Genomic DNA, 22,123 nt, shown 5'->3' with positions numbered 1-22,123 from the left:
TCGCCGAGCAGCTCACACGTGAACGTAGCGTCAGTTCGAGGGTAACGAATCCGGCGAAGTACCCGATATCTCGAGGGATGCGTACCGTCGGACACCAATAGTCCGCCGGGGCTGGATCGGGTGAGTGGTGGACGGCCGATGCCGTTCGAATGTGAGGAGCACGACAGCACATGGGTACCGAGACGTCGGGGACAGCAGGAACGACCGGCGGCGGTAACCCGGTGCAGGACGGTTCGCGAGAGCGGGGCCGGGAATTGCGAACAAGAGAGCGGCCGGCACGACGTGAGCGTCCGGTACGCCGTCGACGCCCGCGTACCCCACTCCTGCCTCAGCTGCTGGCCTCGGCGGTCGAACTCGGACCCGACTCGGATGCCCTCGTGTTCGACAGCCGAACCTGGACCTACGCCGAGCTCGACGCTCGATCGTCCGCGCTCGCCCGCGTACTGATCGCGCGTGGCGTCGGTCCCGAGGACTTCGTCGCGTTGTCGATTCCGCGCTCCGATCTGTCCGTCATGGCGCTGTGGGCGGTGGCCAAGACCGGCGCAGCATTCGTGCCGATCGATCCGACCTACCCGGCCGACCGGGTACGGCACATGGTGTCCGACTCCGGCGTGCTGCTGGGGTTGTCCGTCGGCGCGGTGAGCGAGGACCTGCCCGTGGAGGTCGAATGGCTGGTCATCGACGACAGCGACATGACTCGGCGTCTCGATGAACTGTCCGGCGAGCCTCTCACCGCGGAGGATCGGGTGCGAGCTCTGGAGCCGACACACCCGGCATACATGATCTACACCTCCGGATCGACCGGTCTGCCGAAGGGCGTCGTCGTCACCCACGCCGGACTGAGCAACTTCTGCGAGGAGCAGATCGATCGCTACTCGCTCACCGAGCAGTCGCGAGTGCTGCACTTCGCATCACCGAGTTTCGACGCGTCCGTACTCGAACTTCTGATGAGCATCGGTCGGGGTTCGACGATGGTCGTCGCCTCTCCGAAGATCCTCGGCGGAAACGATCTTGCTGCGCTCATCCGCGCTCAGAACGTGAGCCACGCCTTCATCACCCCAGCAGCACTGGCGTCGGTGAATCCGGCCGACACGAACACTTTGCAGACCGTCGTCGTCGGCGGCGAGGCCTGCCCGCCCGAGCTGGCGAACCGATGGGCACCGGGCCGCCGCTTCTTCAACGGGTACGGGCCCACCGAAACCACGATCATGACCAACATCGGCGGACCGATCGCCGAGAACGAGCGCGTGACCATCGGCGGGCCCATCCGCGGCGTCAGCGCGTATGTGCTCGACGCATCCCTCAAACCAGCTCCCGACGGGGTGGCAGGAGAGCTGTACCTGGCCGGACCGGGACTTGCCCGCGGCTATCACCAGCGACGTGGACTGACCTCGGATCGCTTCCTCGCCTGTCCGTTCGGCGAGGACGGTGCGCGGATGTACCGCACCGGAGATGTCGTGCGCTGGCGGGTGGTCGAGGGCGAGCGAGTGGTCGAATACATCGGCCGCAACGACTTTCAGGTCAAGATTCGCGGCTTCCGCGTCGAACTCGGTGAGATCGACGCCGTTCTGGCGGCCGACGACAACGTCGAATTCGCCGTGACGGTCGGCCGAGAGACACCTTCGGGAGCCACCGCCCTGGTGTCGTACGTGTTGCCTTCGGGGTCAGAAGAATTCGACGAGCAAGCATTGCTCACGATTGCGGCACAACATCTTCCGCGACACATGGTTCCGTCGATGATCATCGCACTCGACTCGATCCCTCTGACGCCCGTCGGCAAGCTGGATCGGGCCGCGTTGCCCGCTCCGGTCTTCGCCGCGGCAGAGTTCCGCTCCCCGTCGACGCCCCTCGAAATCGCCGTCGCGCAGATATTCGGCGAGCTGCTCGGAATGGACCGAGTCGGTGCCGACGACGACTTCTTCGAGCTCGGTGGAAACTCCCTGATCGCAACGCAACTGGCCGCACGTCTGGGCGCTGCGACCGGAACCCGAGTGCCGGCACGCACCGTTTTCGAGTTCTCGACGGTGCAATCCCTCGCCGCCCGCATGGAGAATGCCCCGTCCGATGGCGACTACGCCGCGAGCCGACCACAACCGGTGCTGGCGAAGAGGGAGCGCCCCGAGCAGATCCCACTGTCGTTGGCTCAGCGGCGGATGTGGTTCCTCAACCGCTTCGACACCGCGTCGGGAGCGAACAATATCCCGGCCGCCATCGAACTGCGCGGAATTCTCGACGTCCCGGCGCTGTCCTCCGCGATCGACGATGTCGTCGATCGTCACGAATCTCTGCGGACGTACTACCCCGAGGTCGACGGGACCGGGTATCAGATGGTGCGGGACGCAGTCGAGAGCGGAGTCACGCTCGAGATCGAATCGATCGAGGCCGATGCGGTCGCGCGTCGGGTCCAAGAGCTGGCTTTCGCGGGTTTCGATGTGACCCAGCAGGTCCCGGTGCGGTTGCACCTGTTACGTCTGGGCACCGACCACTACGTCTTCGTGCTGGTGGCCCACCACATCACCGCCGACGGCTCGTCCGTTGCGCCGATGGTGCGAGACATCATGACCGCCTACGCCGCTCGCAGCGCGGGGAATGCACCCGGCTGGGAACCACTGGCAGTGCAGTATGCCGATTACGCGCTGTGGCAGCACGAGGTGCTCGGATCCGATGATGATCCCGAGTCCGTTGCGCATCAGCAGATTTCGTTCTGGAAGGACAACCTCGAGGGGTTGCCGGATCAGCTCGACCTGCCGACCGACCGTAGCCGCCCACTCGATCCGTCCGGAGTCGGTCGGGTACTCGGATTCGACATCGACGCGGCGTCGACTGCGGCGATCGGGCGTCTGGCCCGCGAGCACGGGGCCACGCCGTTCATGGTGGTACACACGGCCTTCGCCGTGCTGCTCGCCCGCCTGTCCGATTCCACGGACGTCGTCGTCGGATCGCCGATCGCCGGTCGAGGTGAGCAGGCGCTCGACGACGTGATCGGAATGTTCGTCAACACTCTCGTTCTGCGTACCGCCGTCGATGCGTCCCGCACGTTCTCGGACCTGCTTTCCCAGGTTCGCGAAGCCGATCTTCAGGCGTTCGCGCACGCCGACCTCCCGTTCGAGCGTCTGGTGGAGGTGCTCGACCCCATTCGCTCCGGCGACCGGCACCCGCTGTTCCAGGTCGCTCTGTTCTTCCAGAACCAGGCAACAGGCACACTCGAGCTGCCCGATCTGACGGTCTCCCCACTGGACTTCGGTGAGGTGGTCGCGAAGTTCGACCTGCAACTGGTCCTGGAGGACCGCGCCGCCGGTACCGAGGAGCACGCTCTCGCGGGCACGTTCACCTATGCGGCAGATCTGTTCGACGAGGCGACGGTACGCGGAATCGCCGACCGCTTCGTCCTGCTGCTCGCGCGACTCGTCGATGCGCCGACACTTCCGGTCGGCGATGTGGATCTGCTCGACGCCGCCGAGCGGGCACTGTCCACCGAACACGCTGCTGTCGACGCAGTATCGGTGCCGGACCGGTCGATCCTGGACGCCTTCGTGCGGCAGGTATCCGCGACTCCCGATGCGCCGGCGGTGACGTTCGAGGACGTCACGCTGACCTACGCGGAGTTCGACCACCGAGTCAATGCGCTTGCGCGGCACCTGATCTCGCGCGGTGTCGGCCCCGAGGTGCTCGTCGCCGTGTCCATCAGGCGCTCGATCGACCTGCTGGTGGCGATCTACGCCGTGGTTCGAGCAGGCGGCGCCTACGTGCCGATCGATCCTGATCTCCCGAGCGAACGCAGAGCCCATATCCTCGGCACGGCTGCTCCGTTGTGTCTGCTCACCAGCGCCGCCGACATAGAACCCGACGAGACCCGCAGGCACGAGACGGTGCCGGAGTCCATTGCGATCGACACCCTCGCCCCGGCGCTCGACGGTTCTCCTCTGCGCGCGAACGAGTTGCGCCCGCTGCACACGGCCAGTCCCGCCTATGTCATCTTCACCTCCGGCTCGACCGGAAACCCCAAGGGCGTCGCGGTGTCCCACCGCGCGGTCGAGAACCAGCTGGCGTGGATGACGGCACAGTACGACGTGGCGGACACCGACGTCTATTTCCAAAAGACCGCAACCACCTTCGACGTGTCGGTGTGGGGCTTCTTCCTGCCGCTGCGTACCGGGGGCCGCATCGTTCTCGCGACGCCGGACGGGCATCGCGATCCCGAGTACATCTCGTCCTCGATTGCCCGGCACGGGGTGACACTCACGGACTTCGTACCGTCGATGCTCACCGTGTTCGCTGCGCACGCACGCGCCGCCGAATGCGCCACGTTGCGTGACATCTTCGTCATCGGTGAGGCGTTGCCGCCGGAGACCGTGACCGATTTCGGTCGCGTCAGCTCTGCCCGCGTCCACAATCTCTACGGGCCCACCGAGGCCGCGGTATCGGTGACTCATCATCGTGCGGAGCCGGATTCGCGCGGCTCGGTACCCATCGGTGTGGCCGAGTGGAACGTCGGCGCACTGGTACTCGACCGACGGCTGCACCCGGTGCCGGCAGGTGTGCAGGGCGAGCTCTATCTGGTCGGTGACCAACTCGCCCGGGGCTACGTCGCCCGTCCGGATCTGACATCGGACCGATTCGTCGCCGACGTGAGCGGTTCCGGCACCCGGATGTATCGGACCGGCGATCTGGTTCGGCGTCGACCCGACGGCGTGCTCGACTACATCGGGCGCAGCGATTTCCAGGTCAAGTTCCGCGGCCAGCGCATCGAACTCGGTGACATCGAGTCTGCGCTGCTCACCTCTGCCGATGTCAACCAGGCCGTCGTGCTGGTGTTGCCGACGGCCACCGGTGATCAGCTCGTGGCCTACGTGGTGCCGACGGTCGGTGCCGCACCCGATCGTGCATCTGTGACCGAGTTCGCCAAGAACTTGTTGCCCGCGTACATGATTCCGAGTGCTGTCGTGGTCCTCGGCGAACTGCCGTTGAACTCGAGCGGCAAGTTGGACCGTCGCGCACTACCGTCCCCGTCGATCGACACCCGGCAGTACCGCGCACCGTCGACACCCGTGGAGGAGATCGTCGCGGCATCGTTCGGCGATGTTCTGGGTGTCGAGCGCGTCGGACTCGACGACGATTTCTTCGATCTGGGCGGGAACTCTCTGATCGCAACCCGTCTCGTCGCACGAGTGGGCGTCGCCGCCGGATGGCGTGTTCCGGTTCGAGCGCTGTTCGAGGCCTCCACTGTCGCCGCCTTCGCCGCGGCGGTCTCGGCGTTGTCGTCCGAGCGCGCCGTTCCGAAGCTCGAGGCTGTCGAGCGTCCGGCGGAGATCCCGCTGTCGTACGCACAGCAGCGAATGTGGTTCCTCAACCAGTTCGACACCACCTCGGCCGCCGACAATCTGCCGTTGGCGATCTCGCTGACCGGTGATCTGGATGTGGCTGCGCTGCAGGGCGCGGTATACGACATCGTCCATCGACACGAGTCGTTGCGGACGCTGTATCCCGAAACCGATGGTCGGGCAAGGCAATCGGTGGTGACGGACGGCATCGAGGTGCCCGATCTGACACCCATTGCCGTCGAGTCGAACGAACTCGTCGCGGTTCTGGCCGACGCCATGAGCATGCCGTTCGACGTGACGATCCAGGTACCGCTCAGAGCGTGGCTCTACCGGCTCGCTGAGCGCGAGCACGTACTGGCCGTGGTGGTGCACCACATCAGCGGCGACGCATTCTCGATGGGACCGCTCGCGCGGGATCTTGCGGTGGCGTATTCGGCTCGCACGGCGGGAGCTGCCCCGAGCTGGTCGGATCTGGCCGTGCAGTACGCGGACTACACCCTGTGGCAGCGTCGGGTATTGGGAGAGGAGAGCGACCCGGAGTCGGTGCTCTCGAAGCAGTTGGACTTCTGGACTCGGACGCTGGCCGGAATTCCCGATCGAGTGGATCTGCCCACGGACCGACCTCGTCCACCGGTGATCAGCAACAGGGGAGCGACGGCTCGTTTCGAGATCGACGCGTCCCTGCACGCCTCCCTCGGCCGGGTCGCCCGCGAGAGTGGTTCGACGCTGTTCATGGTGGTCCACGCAGCGCTCGCCGTGCTGTTGGCACGACTGGCGGCCACCGATGACGTCGTGATCGGGACGCCGATCGCAGGCCGCGGAGACGCCGCCCTCGACGATCTCGTCGGGATGTTTGTCAACACGCTCGTTCTGCGGACCGATGTGCAGCCGAGCAGCCAGTTCGCGACCGTTCTGAACACCGTGCGGCACGCGGACCTCGAGGCCTTCGCGCATGCCGATGTGCCGTTCGAGCGTCTGGTGGAACAGCTGAACCCCGAACGTTCGCAGTCCCGGCACCCCCTGTTCCAGATTGCGCTCTCGTTCCAGAACCCGGCTACGAGTTCCCTGACGCTGCCCGATCTGACGATCGCCGGTGTCGACATCGAGGACACGAGCGCAAAGTTCGACATGCAGTTCACACTGTCCGAACAAGCCCGGCCCGACGGCACCGCCGACGGCATGGCAGGCGTGATCACCTACGCCACGGACTTGTTCGATGCCGACACCGTCGACGAGATCTCGGCGCGGCTCGTGCGGGTGCTGGCCACCGTTGCGGCCGATCCCGAGACGGTGGTGGGCGATATCGAGTTGTCGGCACCCAGCGAGGTGCAGGATCTGCTGCGCGGGCCGGTGGGAACCGTCGCCCCACGAACCCTCGCGGATCTGATGGCCGCTGCCGTCGCGGCGAACCCGGACGGAACTGCACTGGCCCAGGGCAGCGACCAGGTGACCTATCGCGAGCTCGACGAGACGTCCGCCGCGATCGCGGAGATTCTGCGGGGTCGCGGTGTCGGGCCGGGCACCACGGTGGCGGTCGCCACCCGCCGGAGCATCTCGTCGGTGACCGCGGTGTGGGCCGTGACGGCGTCCGGCGCGGCGTTCGTGCCCGTCGATCCCGACTACCCGGACGATCGAGTTCGCTTCATGCTCAGTGACTCCGGCGTTCGGATCGGGCTCACGACGTCGGATGTCGTCGACTCACTGCCGACCGAGGTGGACTGGATCGTCGTCGACACACTCGCGCAGCCGAACACCCCAGTAGTGCAGCCTGATTCGATCCGCCGTGCGCAGACCGACGACGCCGCGTACGTCATCTACACCTCCGGCTCCACCGGAAAGCCCAAGGGTGTGGTGGTCACGCATCGCGGGCTGGCCAACTTCGCGGCCGAGCAGAGTGAGCGCTACAGGCTGACCGAGCAATCACGCGCGCTGCACTTCGCATCGCCCAGTTTCGACGCGTCGGTTCTCGAACTGCTTCTCGCGGTTGCCTCCGCGTCCACCCTGGTGATCGCGCCTCCTCGCACGTACGGCGGCGGCGAACTGGAGGCGCTGATCACTCGGGAGTCGGTAACGCACACGTTCCTGACTCCGACGGTTCTGGCCTCGATCGATCCCGACGCGGTGACCAGTCTCGAGGTCGTGATCGCCGGCGGTGAGCAGTGCTCGCCGGAGCTGGTGCAGCGCTGGTCCACTCACGTGCGGTTCTTCAACGGTTACGGCCCGACCGAGACCACCATCATGACCAACATCAGCGACGCTCTGAGCCCCGGCGACCTGTTGTCGATCGGCGGGCCCATCCGGGGCATGGCGTCGTACGTCCTGGATTCGCGCCTGCGCCCGGTTCCGCTCGGCGTCACCGGCGAGCTCTATCTCGCCGGTGTGCAGCTCTCTCGGGGATATCTCCGGCGGCACGGCCTGACAGCCGAGCGTTTCGTCGCGAATCCTTTCGGCGATGCCGGAGACCGGATGTACCGAACAGGTGACGTCGTACGCTGGCGAAAGAGCAACGGCAGCAACGTGATCGAGTACGTGGGTCGCTCGGACTTCCAGGTCAAGATCCGCGGATTCCGCATCGAGCTCGGTGAGATCGACTCCGTCGTCGCGACCTATCCGGGCGTCGACTTCGTGGCCACCCTCGGGCGGACGCTTGCCTCCGGCGGCACCGCCCTCGTGTCCTACGTGCGCTTGCAGTCGGGAGCTCACATCGACGCCGCTGACGTTCGTGAGCACGTCGGTAGATCTCTTCCTGCACACATGGTGCCCTCGGCCGTCGTTGTGGTCGACGAAGTGCCGCTGACCCCGGTGGGTAAGCTCGACCGAAACGCATTGCCGGAGCCGGTGTTCGAGACCACTGTGGGTCGCGAGCCGTCCACCGACACCGAGCGCGCCCTGAGCGAGGTGTTCGCGGAAGTACTGGGTGTCGACACCGTGGGCGTGGACGACTCGTTCTTCGCTCTCGGCGGTGACAGCATCGTGTCCATCCAGCTGGTCTCGCGCGCCCGGGCCCGCGGGCTCAACTTCGGACCGCGGGACGTGTTCGAGCTCAGAACCGTTGCCGCACTGGCTGAGATCGTGGAATCCGGTGCCGCCGAGGTGCTCGAGGAACTGCCCGGCGGGGGAGTGGGGACGATTCCGCTGACCCCGGCCGTCGGCTTCATGGTCGAGCGCGCCGGTGGCTTCGATCGGTTCACCCAGAACCTCGCTCTCGAGCTCCCTGCCGGCATCACCGAGAACCAGATCGTTGCCACCCTGACCGCGGTGATCGATCGCCACGACATGTTGCGCGCGGTGCTGCAACGCGACGTCGAGGGTGCGTGGGTGCTGCGCACGCGCGAGCCGGGCAGTGTCGATGTCGCAACGGCCGTCACTCGTACTGCCGTCGACCCGGCCCTCGGTGACGAAGATCGTCTTGCCCTCGCCGCGACAGCGCTCGAGGGTGCACTGAGTCGTCTGGATCCGGCAGCCGGACGAGTCGTCGAGTTCGCGTGGCTCGATCCGACCTCACCGTCGGGAGAACGAACCGACGACACGGGCAGGCTCATCGTCGCTGCGCATCACCTCGTCGTCGACGGCGTGTCCTGGCGCATCATCGTTCCCGATCTGATCTCCGCCTGGTTGCAGGTGTCTGCAGGCTCCGTGCCGACACTCGACGCGGTCGGCACGTCGTTCCGGCGGTGGGCGCATTCACTGGCCGACAACGCGCGTTCCGACCTTCGTCGAGCTGAATTGCCCTACTGGACTTCGGTTCTCGATCGTGTCGAACTGCCGGTGGGCCCGCGCGACTTCGACCCGGCCGTGGACTTGGCATCGACGGTGCGCAAGGTCCACATCGAGGTGGACGAGGCCACGACCGAGGCCGTGACGACGGCGATCCCCACTGCCTTCAACGCCGGTGTCGACGATGTTCTCCTCGCCGCGCTCTCGCTCGCGGTGGCCCGCTGGCGTGAAGAGCGGGGCACGCAGTGTTCGTCGGTTCTGATCAGACTCGAGGGTCACGGGCGCGAGGAGTCGCTGGCCCCAGGAGCCGATCTGTCCCGTACTGTCGGCTGGTTCACCGGCATCTACCCCGTCCGACTCGAACTCGAAACCATCGATGTGGGCGACGCCTTCTCCGGTGGCGTCGCTGCGGGGGCCGTCGTGAAGTCGGTCAAGGAGCAGCTGCGATCGATTCCGGACAAGGGTCTGGGCTACGGATTGCTGCGGTACATGGGCGACCCGGCGTTCGCACCGCCCTCGGCGGCGCACGCGCAGATCAGCTTCAATTACCTGGGCCGCGTGTCGGCGGCCGACATACCCGAGGGCATGGAGAAAGTCGGCTGGATTCCGGCCGGCGACCTCGGTGACCTGACCGGGACGGCCGACGTGGACGCCCCCGCCATGGCTCCGATCGACATCAACGCCGTTGTCGTCGGTGGACGCCTCACCGCAGACTTCGGCTTCCCGACGACCCTGTTGTCGGAGTCGAACGTTCACGCTTTGGCCGAGCACTGGCGAGATGCGCTGACGTCCATCGTCGAGCACGGACGACATGACGGCGCCGGAGGTCTGACGCCGTCGGATCTCCCGCTCGTGCAGCTGACTCAGCGCGACATCGAGCAGATAGAGGCACAGCTGCCGTCGGTGCGCGACATCTGGCCGCTGTCGCCGCTGCAGAACGGACTGCTGTTCCACGCGTCGATCTCCGAGGCCACGACCGACGTGTACACCACGCAGATCCAGCTGCACCTGGGCGGCGACGTCGACGCGGAGAGGCTGCACGTCGCGGCGGATCGGATTCTCGAGCGGTATTCCAACCTACGCACCGCATACCTGCGCGACGAGACCGGCAATGCTGTACAGGTCGTCGTAGAGTCGGTTCGCGTGCCGTGGCGAACCATCGATCTCACTGTTGCCGAACATGATTCGATGACGGCGGACCAGCTGCTGAGTGCTGAACAAGCGTTCGGATTCGATATGACCGCGCCGCCGTTGATCAGGTTCCTGCTGATCCGCACGGCCGCCGATCTGTGGACGCTCGGCGTGACCAGCCACCACATCCTGCTCGACGGCTGGTCGATGCCCATCTTGATGAAGGATCTGCTGGTCCTGTACGCAACCCGCGGTGAGACGTCCGTTCTGCCGAGGGTGCGTCCGTACCGCAATTTCCTTGCGTGGCTGTCCACGCGTGACATCGACGACTCGTTGGGCGCGTGGCGAGGGGCGTTCGCAGGACTCGACGATCCGACGCTGATCTCGCAGCGTGGCTCTGCAGATGCCGACTCTCCCGAGATCGCCGAGAAGAAGATCGTTCTCAGAGGTGTGGACGCCGCTCGGTTGTCGGACCGCGCGTCGGAACTGGGCGTCACGATGAACACTCTGGTTCAGGTGGCATGGGGAATTCTGCTCTCGCGCTTGCTGACTCGCGACGATGTCGTGTTCGGAACCACGGTGTCCGGTCGTCCGGCGGAGCTCGACGGCATCGAATCGATGGTCGGTCTGTTCATCAACACCGTTCCGGTCCGATTCACCCAGGACGCGAACGCGAGCATCGAGGATCTGGTGCACCGCACGCAGAGGGCGCAGGCGGAACTTCTCGATCATCACTACGTGGGTCTGACCGACATTCAGCAGACGGTCGGCTCGGCAGCAGTGTTCGACACCCTGGTGGTGTTCGAGTCGTACCCGATCGACAAGTCCGGGTTGTCCGCGGCGAGTTCGATCGACGGGATGAGCGTTCTCGGTGTCGACACCAAGGATGCAACTCACTACCCGTTGACCATGGTGGTCGTAGCCGACGCCGAGATCACCTTCACCCTGAAGTACCGGGCAGATCTGGTCGACGCGGACGCCGCGGAATCGATGACGACGAGATTTGCTCGCGTGCTGGACTCCGTCGCCGACGAATCGAAGGGTGCCGACACAGCCGGTTCCATCGACATTCTCGATGGTACCGAGCGGGCGCAGGTGCTGCAGATCTGGAACGGTGTGACGGAAACCGTTGCAGCCGAGCTCGATTCCGAGGCATGGGACGAATCGCTGATCTCACTGTTCGAGAAGCAGGTACTGGCCGCACCCGACGCCATCGCCGTGGTCTTCGGTGACGAGCGCGTGACCTACCGCGAGCTCGACGTACGAGCCGACAAGCTGGTCGGCAGGCTTCTCTCCGCTGGCGCGGGGCGGGAAACCCTGGTTGCCATAGCGCTTCCCCGCGGTATCGAGCTGATCGTCGGCTTGCTGGCCGTACTGAAGTCAGGTGCCGGCTACCTCCCCGTCGACACGTCGCTGCCGCTCGACCGGGCGCGCTTCATGATCGAGGATGCACGTCCGACGTGTGTACTGACGGACCGTGACGGCGCGAGGGCGTACGCCGAATTCGGTGTGCCCGTCATCGCTTGGGATGGTATGAGCGAGACCGAGACCGAGCAGCCTTCGGTGACTCGACCCGATACGGCGCGCAGTGGTGCGGATCTCGCGTACGTCATCTACACCTCCGGGTCCACCGGCACGCCCAAAGGCGTTGCCATACCCAACGAGAACGTCGTGCGACTGTTCCGCAACACCGATCGGACATTCGACTTCGGACCGAGTGACGTGTGGACGATGTTCCACTCGTTCGCGTTCGACTTCTCTGTGTGGGAGATCTGGGGACCGTTGCTGCACGGCGGCACTCTCGTGGTGGTGGATCATCCCACGTCCCGGTCGCCTCGGGAGTTCGTCGAGCTCGTGGCGCGTGAGGGCGTGACGATGCTCAGCCAGACGCCATCGGCGTTCTACCAGTTCGTCGACGCCGAGCGGGCCTCGTCGTCTCCGACGGCGTTGCGACACATCGTGTTCGGCGGAGAGGCTCTGGATCCGAGCAAGCTCACCGGATGGTTCGATGCGCACGGAGTCGATGCGCCGCTGCTGAGCAACATGTACGGGATCACCGAGACCACTGTGCACGTGACACACCATGAGGTCCGTGGTGTCGACGAGAGCGTCCGACACCCGATCGGGACCGCGATCGACGGCCTCGGAACGTACGTCCTCGATCAGGGTCTTCGCCCGGTCCCGGTCGGAGTGGTGGGCGAGGTCTACGTCTTCGGTGTGCAGCTCGCGCGCGGGTACCTCGGACGTGCAGGACTGACGGTCGGACGCTTCGTCGCGAATCCGTTCCAGGGCGTCGGCGCGCGTATGTACCGCACCGGCGATCTGGCGCAGTGGACGCCGCAGGGCACCCTCGATTACGTCGGCCGGTCGGACTCGCAAGTCCAGTTGCGGGGCTTCAGGATCGAGCTCGGCGAGGTTGAAGCAGCGCTTCGGTCCGCACCCGGTGTGGCGCAGGCTGTCGCCGTCGTCCGCGAAGACGATCACCTCGGATCCCGGGTCGTCGGATACGTGGTGGCCGACAACGGGTCGGTGGATCTCGATCACGTGCGCGGGCACGTGGCGCAGAGCCTGGCGTCGTACATGGTTCCCGACGCCCTGATGGCCCTCGAGTCGTTGCCGTTGACGGTCAACGGCAAGCTCGATCGTCGTGCACTGCCGGACCCACAAGTGCGCCGGATCGAGTTCCGCGCTCCAACGACGGATCTCGAAGCAGAGGTGGCTGCCTCGGTGGCCGACGTGCTCGGACTGACCGAAGTCGGGCTGGACGACAGATTCTTCGAGCTCGGTGGCAATTCGCTCCTCGCGGCCAAGCTTGCCGCTCGGATCCGTTCACGTTGCGGCGCTGCAGTTTCGGTGCAGTGGATTCTGACCGAGCCCACCGTCGAGCTGCTGGCGCGCCGTATTCAGGAGTCTGTTGGTTCCACGGACGCAGCAGACCCGCTGGCGACAGTCCTGCCCATTCGTACTGGCGGTGACCGTCCGGCGTTGTTCTGTATCCACCCGATGATCGGGCTGGCCTGGAACTATGCCGCGCTGGCCGAGACCACCGCTCCGGGACGCCCCATCTACGGCCTGCAGCTTCCGCAACTGAGCGGTGGTTCGGCATTGCCGACAACCATGGAAGAGCAAGCCGAGTTCTACGCCCGCGAGATCCTTCGTGTGCAGCCGACCGGTCCGATCCATCTACTGGGTTGGTCGTTCGGCGGCGTGCTCGCCCATGCCATCAGCGTTTCGCTCCGAACATCCGGGCACGACGTGGGAGTGGTCGCGATGCTCGACAGTCTCCCGACTGTCGACGAGACGGTCTTCGCCGAGGAGTTCGCGGACAACCTGCATGCGCTCGGGATCGGCGGAGCGGGGGAACTCACCGACTTGCGCAGCGAGACCACTCGCCGGCAGGTTGTCGATCTCGTGCTGGCCGAACTGGACATGTTCGACGAGTTGCAGGTGTCGAACCTGTACGAGGACGCTCTGGCGAGCGCGATGAAGATCAACGGCTATTCGCCGGTGGCGCTCGAGGGGGATCTGTTGTTCTTCTCCGCAGCGCGAGATCACCCGTCCGCAGGCGATGCGGCCCTGCTGTGGTCGCCGTACGTGGGCGGCACCATCGAGAACATCGATGTCGACGCTACCCACGCGAACATGACCTCAGCGGAGTCGCTGGTGGTCGTCGGGCGAGCACTCGACACAGCGATGCAAGCCGCCGAGGGGATTACGGTCGACTAGAGACGAAGGGTGCGGTGCGTGATCGCGCCGCGCAGGCGGCCGAGGGCGATACCTGTCAGCAAGCCGCGCTCCTCGGGCGTCGCGCGCGCGACAGCGAGTCCGAGGAGTTCACGGCATAGGCGAGTGGCCGATTGGGCGGGTAGCCCACTGCCGGGGAACGCATCTGCGAGTCGCGCGAAACTGGTTCCGCGAGACATGCCCTGGTGGAAGCCGGCTCGGAAGCCGACGCGATACCGGTATGCGACAAGTGCCTCGGGCAAGTAGCCCACACGGTAGCCGGACCGAACTGCCCGCCATCCGAATTCGACTTCTTCGTTGGCACGGTAGGTTTCGTCGATCCCACCCAAATCTCGGTATGCCGCAGCGGTGCATCCGAAGCTGCAACCCACGACGATCGGTGCAAAGAATTTGGAGGATTGAAAGTTTTCCGGAGATGCGATCTCGGCGATCTTGCGATGCCCTGCGGGGTTGAGGGTTCGTCCTTCGACAGCAGAGGTCACGATGTCGTACCTGCCATCGTGCAGAAAATCGACCATCTTGCGAACCCAATCGGGGTGGACTCGATCGTCGGCGTCACAGAACAGCAGCAGTTCGCCGTGGGCGGCGTCTGCCCCTCGATTGCGGGCGTAGGCAGGGCCGACACCGTCGTGGGCCCGCACGATGCGTACCGCCTGACCTGAATCCGAAATTTCGAGGTGGTCCACCGAACCGTCCGTCGAATTGTTGTCGACTACGACGATCTCGAGCCGACCGTCGTAGTCCTGATGCGCGAGCGCAGACAACTGCACAGCCAGGAGTTCGCCGGCGTTGTGAGCGGGGATCACGACCGAAACGGCTACGGAATCATGCACAAGCTGACCTCTCCTGGTGGGGGAGGTGATCGGGGGTGATCAGCAAGCTGCAGTGTGGGTTGCGGCGTACTCCGGGTCGAGTGCGGAAAGTACCATGTTGTTCGGTACCGGGTCGGTGACGAGACCGACGTGGGTAGTGGTGGCGGCGGGGCAGACATCCTGCACCCACACGTTGTGCACCGACTCCGTATCGCCCGTGCGTAGGAAGGTCAGCTCGGGCGGGGTAGAGATCGTGTCGTCACGAGTGGCGATCACCGTGTAGTCGACTCCGGGCAGCACATCACCACCGGCATTGAGATTGACCAGAACCGGAGAGCCGACGAGTTGCTGGGCACCGGCCATGTTCCACGTCAAGGGTGTGATGGCGTCACCGGGCAGTCCGAGTGAGGTGACGAGCTTTGCCAACTCCTGCAGTCCACCGAAAGTTGTTCCGTGGTTTGTCGCGCCCAAGGTGACAAGGCTGTGGACTTTGTTGCGAGCGGGGTCGGCGGGATCTGTTCCTCCGTCGAACTTCATGTACTGCCTGGCTACGATTCCGCCCTGCGAGTGTCCGACGATGTCGACCTGTGAGGCTCCTGTTTCGGTCAGAACTCGATCGATGAAGCCGCCGATCTCGCGTGCCGATTCGGGTATGTCGCCCGATCCCCAAACAATCTTGCCGGGTTCGAAGAGCAGTCCGACCGCGCCGTAGTTGGGCGCGAACACGCAGTAACCCTGTTCGATGAGCTGAGGGGCCAGGATCGTCCATGTCGTGGCGTCCATTTTGGTGCCGTGAATGAGAACGACGGGACGAGGATGCTCGGGGCTGGGGACGCAGCCGAAGTCGTTGGTCCCCTCGACTGTCGGGAACTGTGCAGGGGTAGCGGCAGGATCGGCGGACGCGATGGTTTGTCCGGAGAGGATCATGGCAAACGCTGCTGCGAGCGCACAGAGAATTCGCGCGGCTCGGGGTGTAATCGCCATGGCCTCTTTCCGATTCAGCTCGCCGCGTCGGACGACGTCAGCTTTAGCATGTGGTTGACAGAACCGTAACATTTTTACTGCGAGCGTCCTTTTGGTCAATTGCCGAACTACTGGTAGGCGAGTTGTGTACCCGCTGTAATGTGATAATGCTCACTTAGTTGGTCAATTTGTCAACCATCTGAATACCGGGTGTTCGACACTGCGGTCTGCCATTCACAGGTGCCAGCTGACCTTTTAAGTCCTTACTGGCTGGGAAATGGTCGACAACGCCTGCTCACTGTCGATAGTCGACTTGTCAGCAGAAACAGAAGGCTCTACAGAGGTTCGCGCTGCGGTTCACGGTGCGCAAAGACATATCCCGAGCGGGGAGGGGGCCGGTCCGAAAGCAATCGGGTGTGAACCCCTTTCAGCCGTCCGAAGATGCCTTCTTGTAGCCGCGGATTGCGGGGATCAGAAACACGACTGCCATTCCGAGTGACCACGCAAGAGTTTGCAACACCGGCGTCAGGACCGGACCACCCATTGCCAGGTTTCGCATTGCATCGACCGCGACCGACATCGGCTGTGCCGCGACGACCGGTTGAAGCCACGGCGGGTAGGCGAGCACGGGTACGAAGCCGGCGTTGAAGAACATGAGCAGCGTCGCGAATATCGACACGACCTCGACCAGGGGTGCATCGCCGGCGACAGTGGCCAGGAATGTGATCATCACCGCGAACCCGATACCGAATACGACAGGCACCAACATCAGCAAGATGCCGGCCGGGATTCCCTGGGTGAATCTGAATCCCAAGGCCACACCGGCAGTGGTGATGACGAGGGTCGTGACGAGAACTCGAACGGCTTCGGCGATCATTCTGCCCAGCAGTCCGGCGGCACGGTGCGTGGGCGTTGTCCAGAACCGCGACAACAAACCCGACTTTACCTCGCCCTTGAGTCCGACCGCGCTGACGATGGATCCGAACATGGCTCCGACGAGGGCGATCATCGGCACCTGGCCGTAGATCGCGGGCGATCCGGTCGCCGCGGAAATCGAGTTGCCGAGTACGACGCGGAACATGACCAGCATCAAGGCGGGGTACAGCAACGCCTGAATCATCGTCGACGGATCGCGCATCCATCGCATCAACAGTCGCTTGGCCTGGATCAGGCTGTGGGTCCACAGAGCACGGACGGACCTCTCGCCCAGGACCATGTTGGGTTCGGGAAAGGTCAAGCTCGACACGCGGGTGGTGCTCACCGACGCTTCGGACATCGTCATCTCCGACTCGTCACTCTGGCCTGGAGCTCGCCCAGATGGCGAGCGGTACGAAGAACAGGATCAAGCCGGCCACCCACGCGAGCGACGGCCACAACACCTGGAAGCTGACTCCGCCTTCGGCCATGTCCCGCATCGCGAAGGAGAACTGCGAAATCGGCTGGTTGCGTACGAACGGGCGGATCAGTTCTGGGAAACCACTTTCCGGAACGAACCCGCACGAGGCCATACCCAGAATGAGCTGGGGGAGGGTCAGTACCTGGCTGGTTGCCTCGGGACTCTTCGACAGCGTTCCGATCGCATCGGCACCGATCGACAATGTGGTGCTGATCAGCATGGCGAGTGCGCAGAACAACAGGGCCTGTCCGAACCCCGCGGTGAAGCGAAAACCGATGACATAACCGAAACCGAGGGCGGATACGAGCGACACCAACGAGCGGACTACTCCGCTCGAGATTCGTGACACCAGTGGGACACCGCGTACGACGGGCATCGTCTTCAAACGAGAATTCAGGCCGCTCATCGCCTCCGTCGATGCCCTCTGCGCGGCTGAGATAGCGGTGAACGCCATGGCCTGCAGCACGATGATCGGCATCAGAAACTGGGCGTAGTTGATCCCTTGCAGGCCCATCACGAACTTGAGTGGTAGGTAGAAGCCGATGGTGAAGATCAGCGGGGCGATGACCGCGATCAGTAACTCACCCTTGGTCAGCATGGTCCACAGCGCACGCCCGGTGAGGGCCTGCCACTGCACGAATCCCGACGGCTTCGTCCTCGACCGGCGCTTCGGCTGCTGAGCCGTCGAGCCGACGTCGGTCCGCTGCACGGACCTCGCCTGCGAACCGGCTACGCCTCGCGTCGTGGCCGTCATGGTGTGGTGCTCGTCTGCGAGTGCCCGGTGAGTGTGAGGAACACGTCGTCGAGCGACGGACGGCGGAGAGCGATGTCGGCCAACACGATGCCCTGTGCGTCGATGCGCCGCAGGATCTCCGACAGCGTGGCTGCGCCGTCGGGGGCAGGAACGGAGAGCCGGTCCGAGGCAGCAGTGATCTCGGCGTGCACCGCAGGTGGGACCATGTCGCCCAATGCTTCGGCGGCCGCGCGCAGCTGCCCGGGATCGAGGGGAACCACCTCGCAGTAGCTGCCGCCGGTCATGGCCTTGAGATGGTCCGAGGTGCCCTCTGCGATGACCGTGCCCTTGTCGATGACGATGATGTTGTCGCTCAGAACATCGGCCTCTTCGAGGTACTGCGTCGTCAACAGCACGGTGATGCCCTGCGCCTTGAGTGCCTCGACCAACGACCAGACACCCTGCCGACTGCGGGGGTCGAGTCCGGTGGTCGGCTCGTCCAGGAACACGACCTCCGGCCGCACGACGAGGCCGCAGGCGATGTCGATCCGGCGACGCATACCGCCCGAGTAGCCACGCACGGGGCGCTTACCGGTGTCGGAGAGGTCGAACTCGTCGAGCAGTGCCTTGGCTCGCGCCTTCGCGGCCTTCTTGTCCAGACCCATCAAACGACCGAAGAGCTCGATGTTCTCGCGGCCGGACAGTGTGTCGTCGAGGGCTGCGTACTGCCCGGTCATCATGATCGAGCGGCGTACTGCCGGAGCGTCGGCCGCGACATCGTGACCCGCAACGAAGGCCCGGCCCCGGTCGGGTGCGATCAGGGTGGAGAGCACCTTCACCGTCGTCGTCTTGCCTGCACCGTTCGGGCCGAGAATGCCCAGAACCGTTCCCCGCTCGGCGGAGAAGCTGATGCCGCGCAACGCCTGCACATCGCCGAAGGACTTGTGAACGTCCTCCACGTGTACGGCTGCGTGTTGAGCTGACGACATCGAATCTCCGAGCTGTTGGGGCGAATGGTGGGACCGGACTCATGGAGTGAAGGGCCACTACTTGATACGGGAAACCTCCGAGAATGTTACCCGCGGGCCGCTGCCCGGAGAGCTCTGGAGTCAGCCCCAGTCGATATCGATACTGTCCTCGACGTCGAGTTTTCGGCACAACGACCGCAGCCCGCTGTAGTCCTGGACGAGTGCACGGCGACTCTTGTCCTGCTCTACGTCGGCGAGCATTTCCTCGGCACCTCGGATGCCCTCGAGTTCGAGAATGCGTCCCCAGGTGGAGAAGTCGCTGCTCGAGAACGCGTCCATGCCGTCGACGAGACCGTTCAGGAACTGCTGGCGGTCGTTGGGTCCGAGTCGGTCGAAGACGATCGCGGCCATATCGTCGGCAATCGACGCATGGCAGTACTCGTCGCGGTTGTGCAGCTTGACGGTTGCCCGGTTGATGGGCTGAATGACGTCGTCGTCCTCGATCAGGTCCAGATACGAGGTGATGGAGATCTCTGCAACCGTCATGAACGCGAGCGAGCTGATCGCGGCCGACCAGGGGTCGTCACTGTTCGCCTGAGCCGCACGCTGCCTGCGCACAGTGGAGCTGAACGGCAGTGAGCGTTCCGACAGAGCCCAGCCGCGTCCGCGCCTGGTGGCTGCGCTCGCGTTGAGGTGCATCAAGGTGTGGTACTGCTCGTCGACCATGGCCTGGGTCACCGCCACCGCGAGGGTGTCACCCATCCCCGTCTCGAACACGTCCTGCGCCAACAGAGCGAAACCGGGATGGACGACGTGCTGCTCGACGTCCATCACGTTCTTGTTGAACGCGATCCAACCCCAGGCACGCAGTCGATCCTGCTGCTCGGGAGTGGCACCGGTGAAGGTGTCGTGCTCGCCGAACGGGATCAGGGGGTCGGGGAAATCCTGCTTGGCCACGTCGAACAGATCGTCCAGCTCGGGCTCGGGCTTCTTCACCGTCGCGCGCTGCGACCAGTTCTTCGCCAACCGAGCGACGACCGCACTCTCGACGACATCGTCGGAGTCGAACTCCGGCAACGACGGTTGTTCCAACATCGTGTGCCTCGCCTCCGCGCTCGTACTCGTGGTCATCGGTTACCACTGCTACCTCGAACGATACCGAACATCTCCGCGCACACCGCCCGATACCGATCCTCGCTCCCGCCCAGAGCGGCCTCTGCCCGGGTCAGCATCCGAGCGAACTCGGCCTCGGAACCGGAGTCCACCGTCTCGCTCACCTGCTGAGCGGCCCGACGTAGGGCCGCCCTGGCCTCGGCGGCGTGGGGATTGCCGGCCTGAACATCCCAGTAGACCTCGGGTTCGCCGCCGGTGATCCGAGCGAGGACTGCGAGCATCGTCGTGTGTGGGGGAGGCGCAACGGCGTCGATCTCGACGAACGGAAGATCCAGTTCGGCCAGCGCGAGGCCGAACGCCAGCACACTCGCGTGCGTCATGGCCTGCGTCGCGGCGGCGAGGCGATCGTGGCGCGCGGCGTCGAGAACGACCACTCGACCACCCCACCGCGTGATGCACTCCAGGAAGGCGTCGACCGGCGGGCCCTGTCGGTGCACGACGGCTGCGACCGGGCGTCCGGCCATTCCGAGCGACGGAGCGAACATGGGATTGATGCCCAGGGCCGCACCGAGACGATCGGCGCCGTCCAGATGGCGGGCGAACCCGGACTTCACCGACAGGGTTTCCACCAGAAGGGCGTCGGAGCGTACGGCCGACAGATCCGCTGCAAGCGCCACCGATTCGGGCACCGCCAGAATCACCGTCGCAGCACGTGCAAGCACCGAAGCGAGCCGTTCGTCGGGCTCGGTGATGTTTCCGACCGTGATCGGGAAGGCGGGGTCGCGACCGTCGTGCAGGTCGACGACAGTCACGGGTACGTCGTCCCCACGCAGCAGGTCGACCATCAGACGGCCGACGGCTCCGGACCCACCGACCACCACGACCGAGTCGTCGGGTTCAGTCTGCTGTGCCGAGTTCATCGGTCGAGTATGTCAACGGGACGCCGCGGAGACCCAGATGGTGATGTCCGCGTGCACCACTTCGATGCCCGCGGTGTCTCGGATCGCGACGGGTACGACGATGTCGATTCCATCGGTGATCGTCCCGAAATCGGGGACCTCGTCGAGTTCGGCGACGGCGCGCAGTGATGTGGTGGCCTTCGTCAGGTACTGAACCGTCATGGACTTGGGGATCCAGCGGTGCGAGGTGGGGACGGTCGCTTCGGCGAGCATGCCCATGGCGACCTCGGCGAGGTTGCAGGCGGCGATGGCGTGGAAGGTGCCCAGGTGGTTCCGAATGCCGAACCACTTGGGTGCGGTGACCTCGCAGCGTCCCGGCTCGAGCGCGACGACACGGGGCAGCACGGATGCGAAGTACGGAACCCGCAGGCACATGCCGACGGAGAAGAGTGTGGACCCGACAGTGTTGTTCGGTAGCTTCGACCAGGCGCGATAGGTCGCGCCGGTGGTGTTCTCAACGGTGGTCATGGCGCTACCTTACTGCTCGGTAAGGTAGCGCGGTAGCAATCGCTCGGCCCCGAGTTGATCTGCTGCCCGGTCTGCGGCATACTGGTCGGGTTGCCTGGACACGGGACGCGCTTGCGTGCGGCCTGAAACAGGTGAGTCGGCCGAAAAGTCGACTGAGCAAGAACATGAGACCAGCGCTCCACGTGAGCGCGTCCGGTACACCAGCTCGATCGGTGCGGATTTCGTTCGATTCGGATGGTTGAAGCGAAAGTTTCAACGCAGAAGAATGAGCGGAATCGCGACACGCCCGACCGCGTGGACCGGAGAACCATGACAGATGAAGAGCGGCAACGGAATCAGGCCACGCCTGGTCGTCAACGTTTTTCACTGTCGTGTGAGCACGAAGGCAGTTCGAGTCGGAGGGATTCCCCCGGCTCGGGGACTGTGCAGACGAGGTGGAGCAGGCCGAACGGCCCGTTCTACGACCAAGCGGCAAGAAAAGGACACTAAGCGTGGCGGGACAAAAGATCCGCATCAGGCTCAAGGCCTACGACCATGAGGCGATCGACGCGTCAGCGCGCAAGATCGTCGAAACGGTCACCCGTACGGGTGCCCGCGTCGTCGGACCGGTGCCGTTGCCGACAGAGAAGAACGTGTACTGCGTCATCCGTTCGCCGCACAAGTACAAGGACTCGCGCGAACACTTCGAGATGCGTACTCACAAGCGGCTCATTGACATCCTCGACCCGACACCGAAGACGGTGGACGCGCTCATGCGCATCGACCTCCCGGCTAGTGTCGACGTCAACATCCAGTGAG

The 22,123-nt window shown here is 64.7% G+C and carries 10 protein-coding genes; 2 read left to right on the top strand and 8 right to left on the bottom strand.

Going from position 1 to position 22,123, the window contains the following annotated elements; translation table 11 throughout:
- Positions 1-170 precede the first annotated feature (170 nt).
- Positions 171-13,895 (top strand): non-ribosomal peptide synthetase, encoded by a 13,725-nt coding sequence (locus CH251_RS03390; RefSeq protein WP_094611821.1) that lies wholly within the window; start codon positions 171-173, stop codon positions 13,893-13,895.
- On the opposite strand, the gene CH251_RS03385 is transcribed toward CH251_RS03390, so the two are convergent.
- The 8 genes from CH251_RS03385 to CH251_RS03350 all read right to left on the bottom strand — a co-directional run bounded on the left by CH251_RS03385 (position 13,892) and on the right by CH251_RS03350 (position 21,325).
- Positions 13,892-14,746 (bottom strand): glycosyltransferase family 2 protein, encoded by an 855-nt coding sequence (locus CH251_RS03385; protein WP_179273618.1) that lies wholly within the window; start codon positions 14,744-14,746, stop codon positions 13,892-13,894. The two genes, CH251_RS03390 and CH251_RS03385, sit on opposite strands and share 4 nt — an antisense overlap.
- A gap of 39 nt (positions 14,747-14,785) precedes the next feature.
- Positions 14,786-15,709, bottom strand: coding sequence for a triacylglycerol lipase (locus CH251_RS03380; RefSeq protein ID WP_094611819.1), 924 nt, complete (start codon positions 15,707-15,709; stop codon positions 14,786-14,788).
- Positions 15,710-16,115: 406 nt separating this feature from the next.
- On the bottom strand, positions 16,116-16,970 hold the full coding sequence (locus CH251_RS03375) for an ABC transporter permease (RefSeq protein ID WP_094611818.1): 855 nt from the start codon (positions 16,968-16,970) through the stop codon (positions 16,116-16,118).
- Positions 16,971-16,980: 10 nt separating this feature from the next.
- Positions 16,981-17,838: an ABC transporter permease gene (locus CH251_RS03370; protein WP_094611817.1), complete on the bottom strand. Its 858-nt coding sequence runs from the start codon at positions 17,836-17,838 to the stop codon at positions 16,981-16,983.
- The gene (locus CH251_RS03365; protein ID WP_094611816.1) at positions 17,835-18,806 is read right to left on the bottom strand and encodes an ATP-binding cassette domain-containing protein; all 972 of its coding nucleotides are present in this window, start codon (positions 18,804-18,806) and stop codon (positions 17,835-17,837) included. Before CH251_RS03365 ends, CH251_RS03370 begins: the two co-directional genes overlap by 4 nt.
- Positions 18,807-18,926: 120 nt before the next feature.
- Positions 18,927-19,880 (bottom strand): diiron oxygenase, encoded by a 954-nt coding sequence (locus tag CH251_RS03360; RefSeq protein ID WP_094611938.1) that lies wholly within the window; start codon positions 19,878-19,880, stop codon positions 18,927-18,929.
- A 32-nt stretch (positions 19,881-19,912) separates the two neighbouring features.
- The gene (locus CH251_RS03355) at positions 19,913-20,818 is read right to left on the bottom strand and encodes a prephenate dehydrogenase dimerization domain-containing protein (protein ID WP_094611815.1); all 906 of its coding nucleotides are present in this window, start codon (positions 20,816-20,818) and stop codon (positions 19,913-19,915) included.
- Between the two features lie 12 nt (positions 20,819-20,830).
- Positions 20,831-21,325 carry a hotdog fold domain-containing protein gene (locus CH251_RS03350; protein WP_094611814.1) on the bottom strand — a complete coding sequence of 165 codons (495 nt, stop codon included), beginning with the start codon at positions 21,323-21,325 and terminating at the stop codon, positions 20,831-20,833.
- A 491-nt stretch (positions 21,326-21,816) separates the two neighbouring features.
- Between CH251_RS03350 and rpsJ the strand changes: the two genes are divergently transcribed.
- Complete coding sequence (gene rpsJ / locus CH251_RS03345; protein WP_003938093.1) at positions 21,817-22,122, top strand: 30S ribosomal protein S10; 306 nt, start codon at positions 21,817-21,819, stop codon at positions 22,120-22,122.
- Position 22,123: the final 1 nt, after the last annotated feature.

This window comes from Rhodococcus sp. 06-462-5 (assembly GCF_002258315.1).
In the GTDB taxonomy this organism is placed as follows: Bacteria; Actinomycetota; Actinomycetes; order Mycobacteriales; family Mycobacteriaceae; genus Rhodococcoides.
This window is presented reverse-complemented; position numbering and strand designations above follow the sequence as displayed.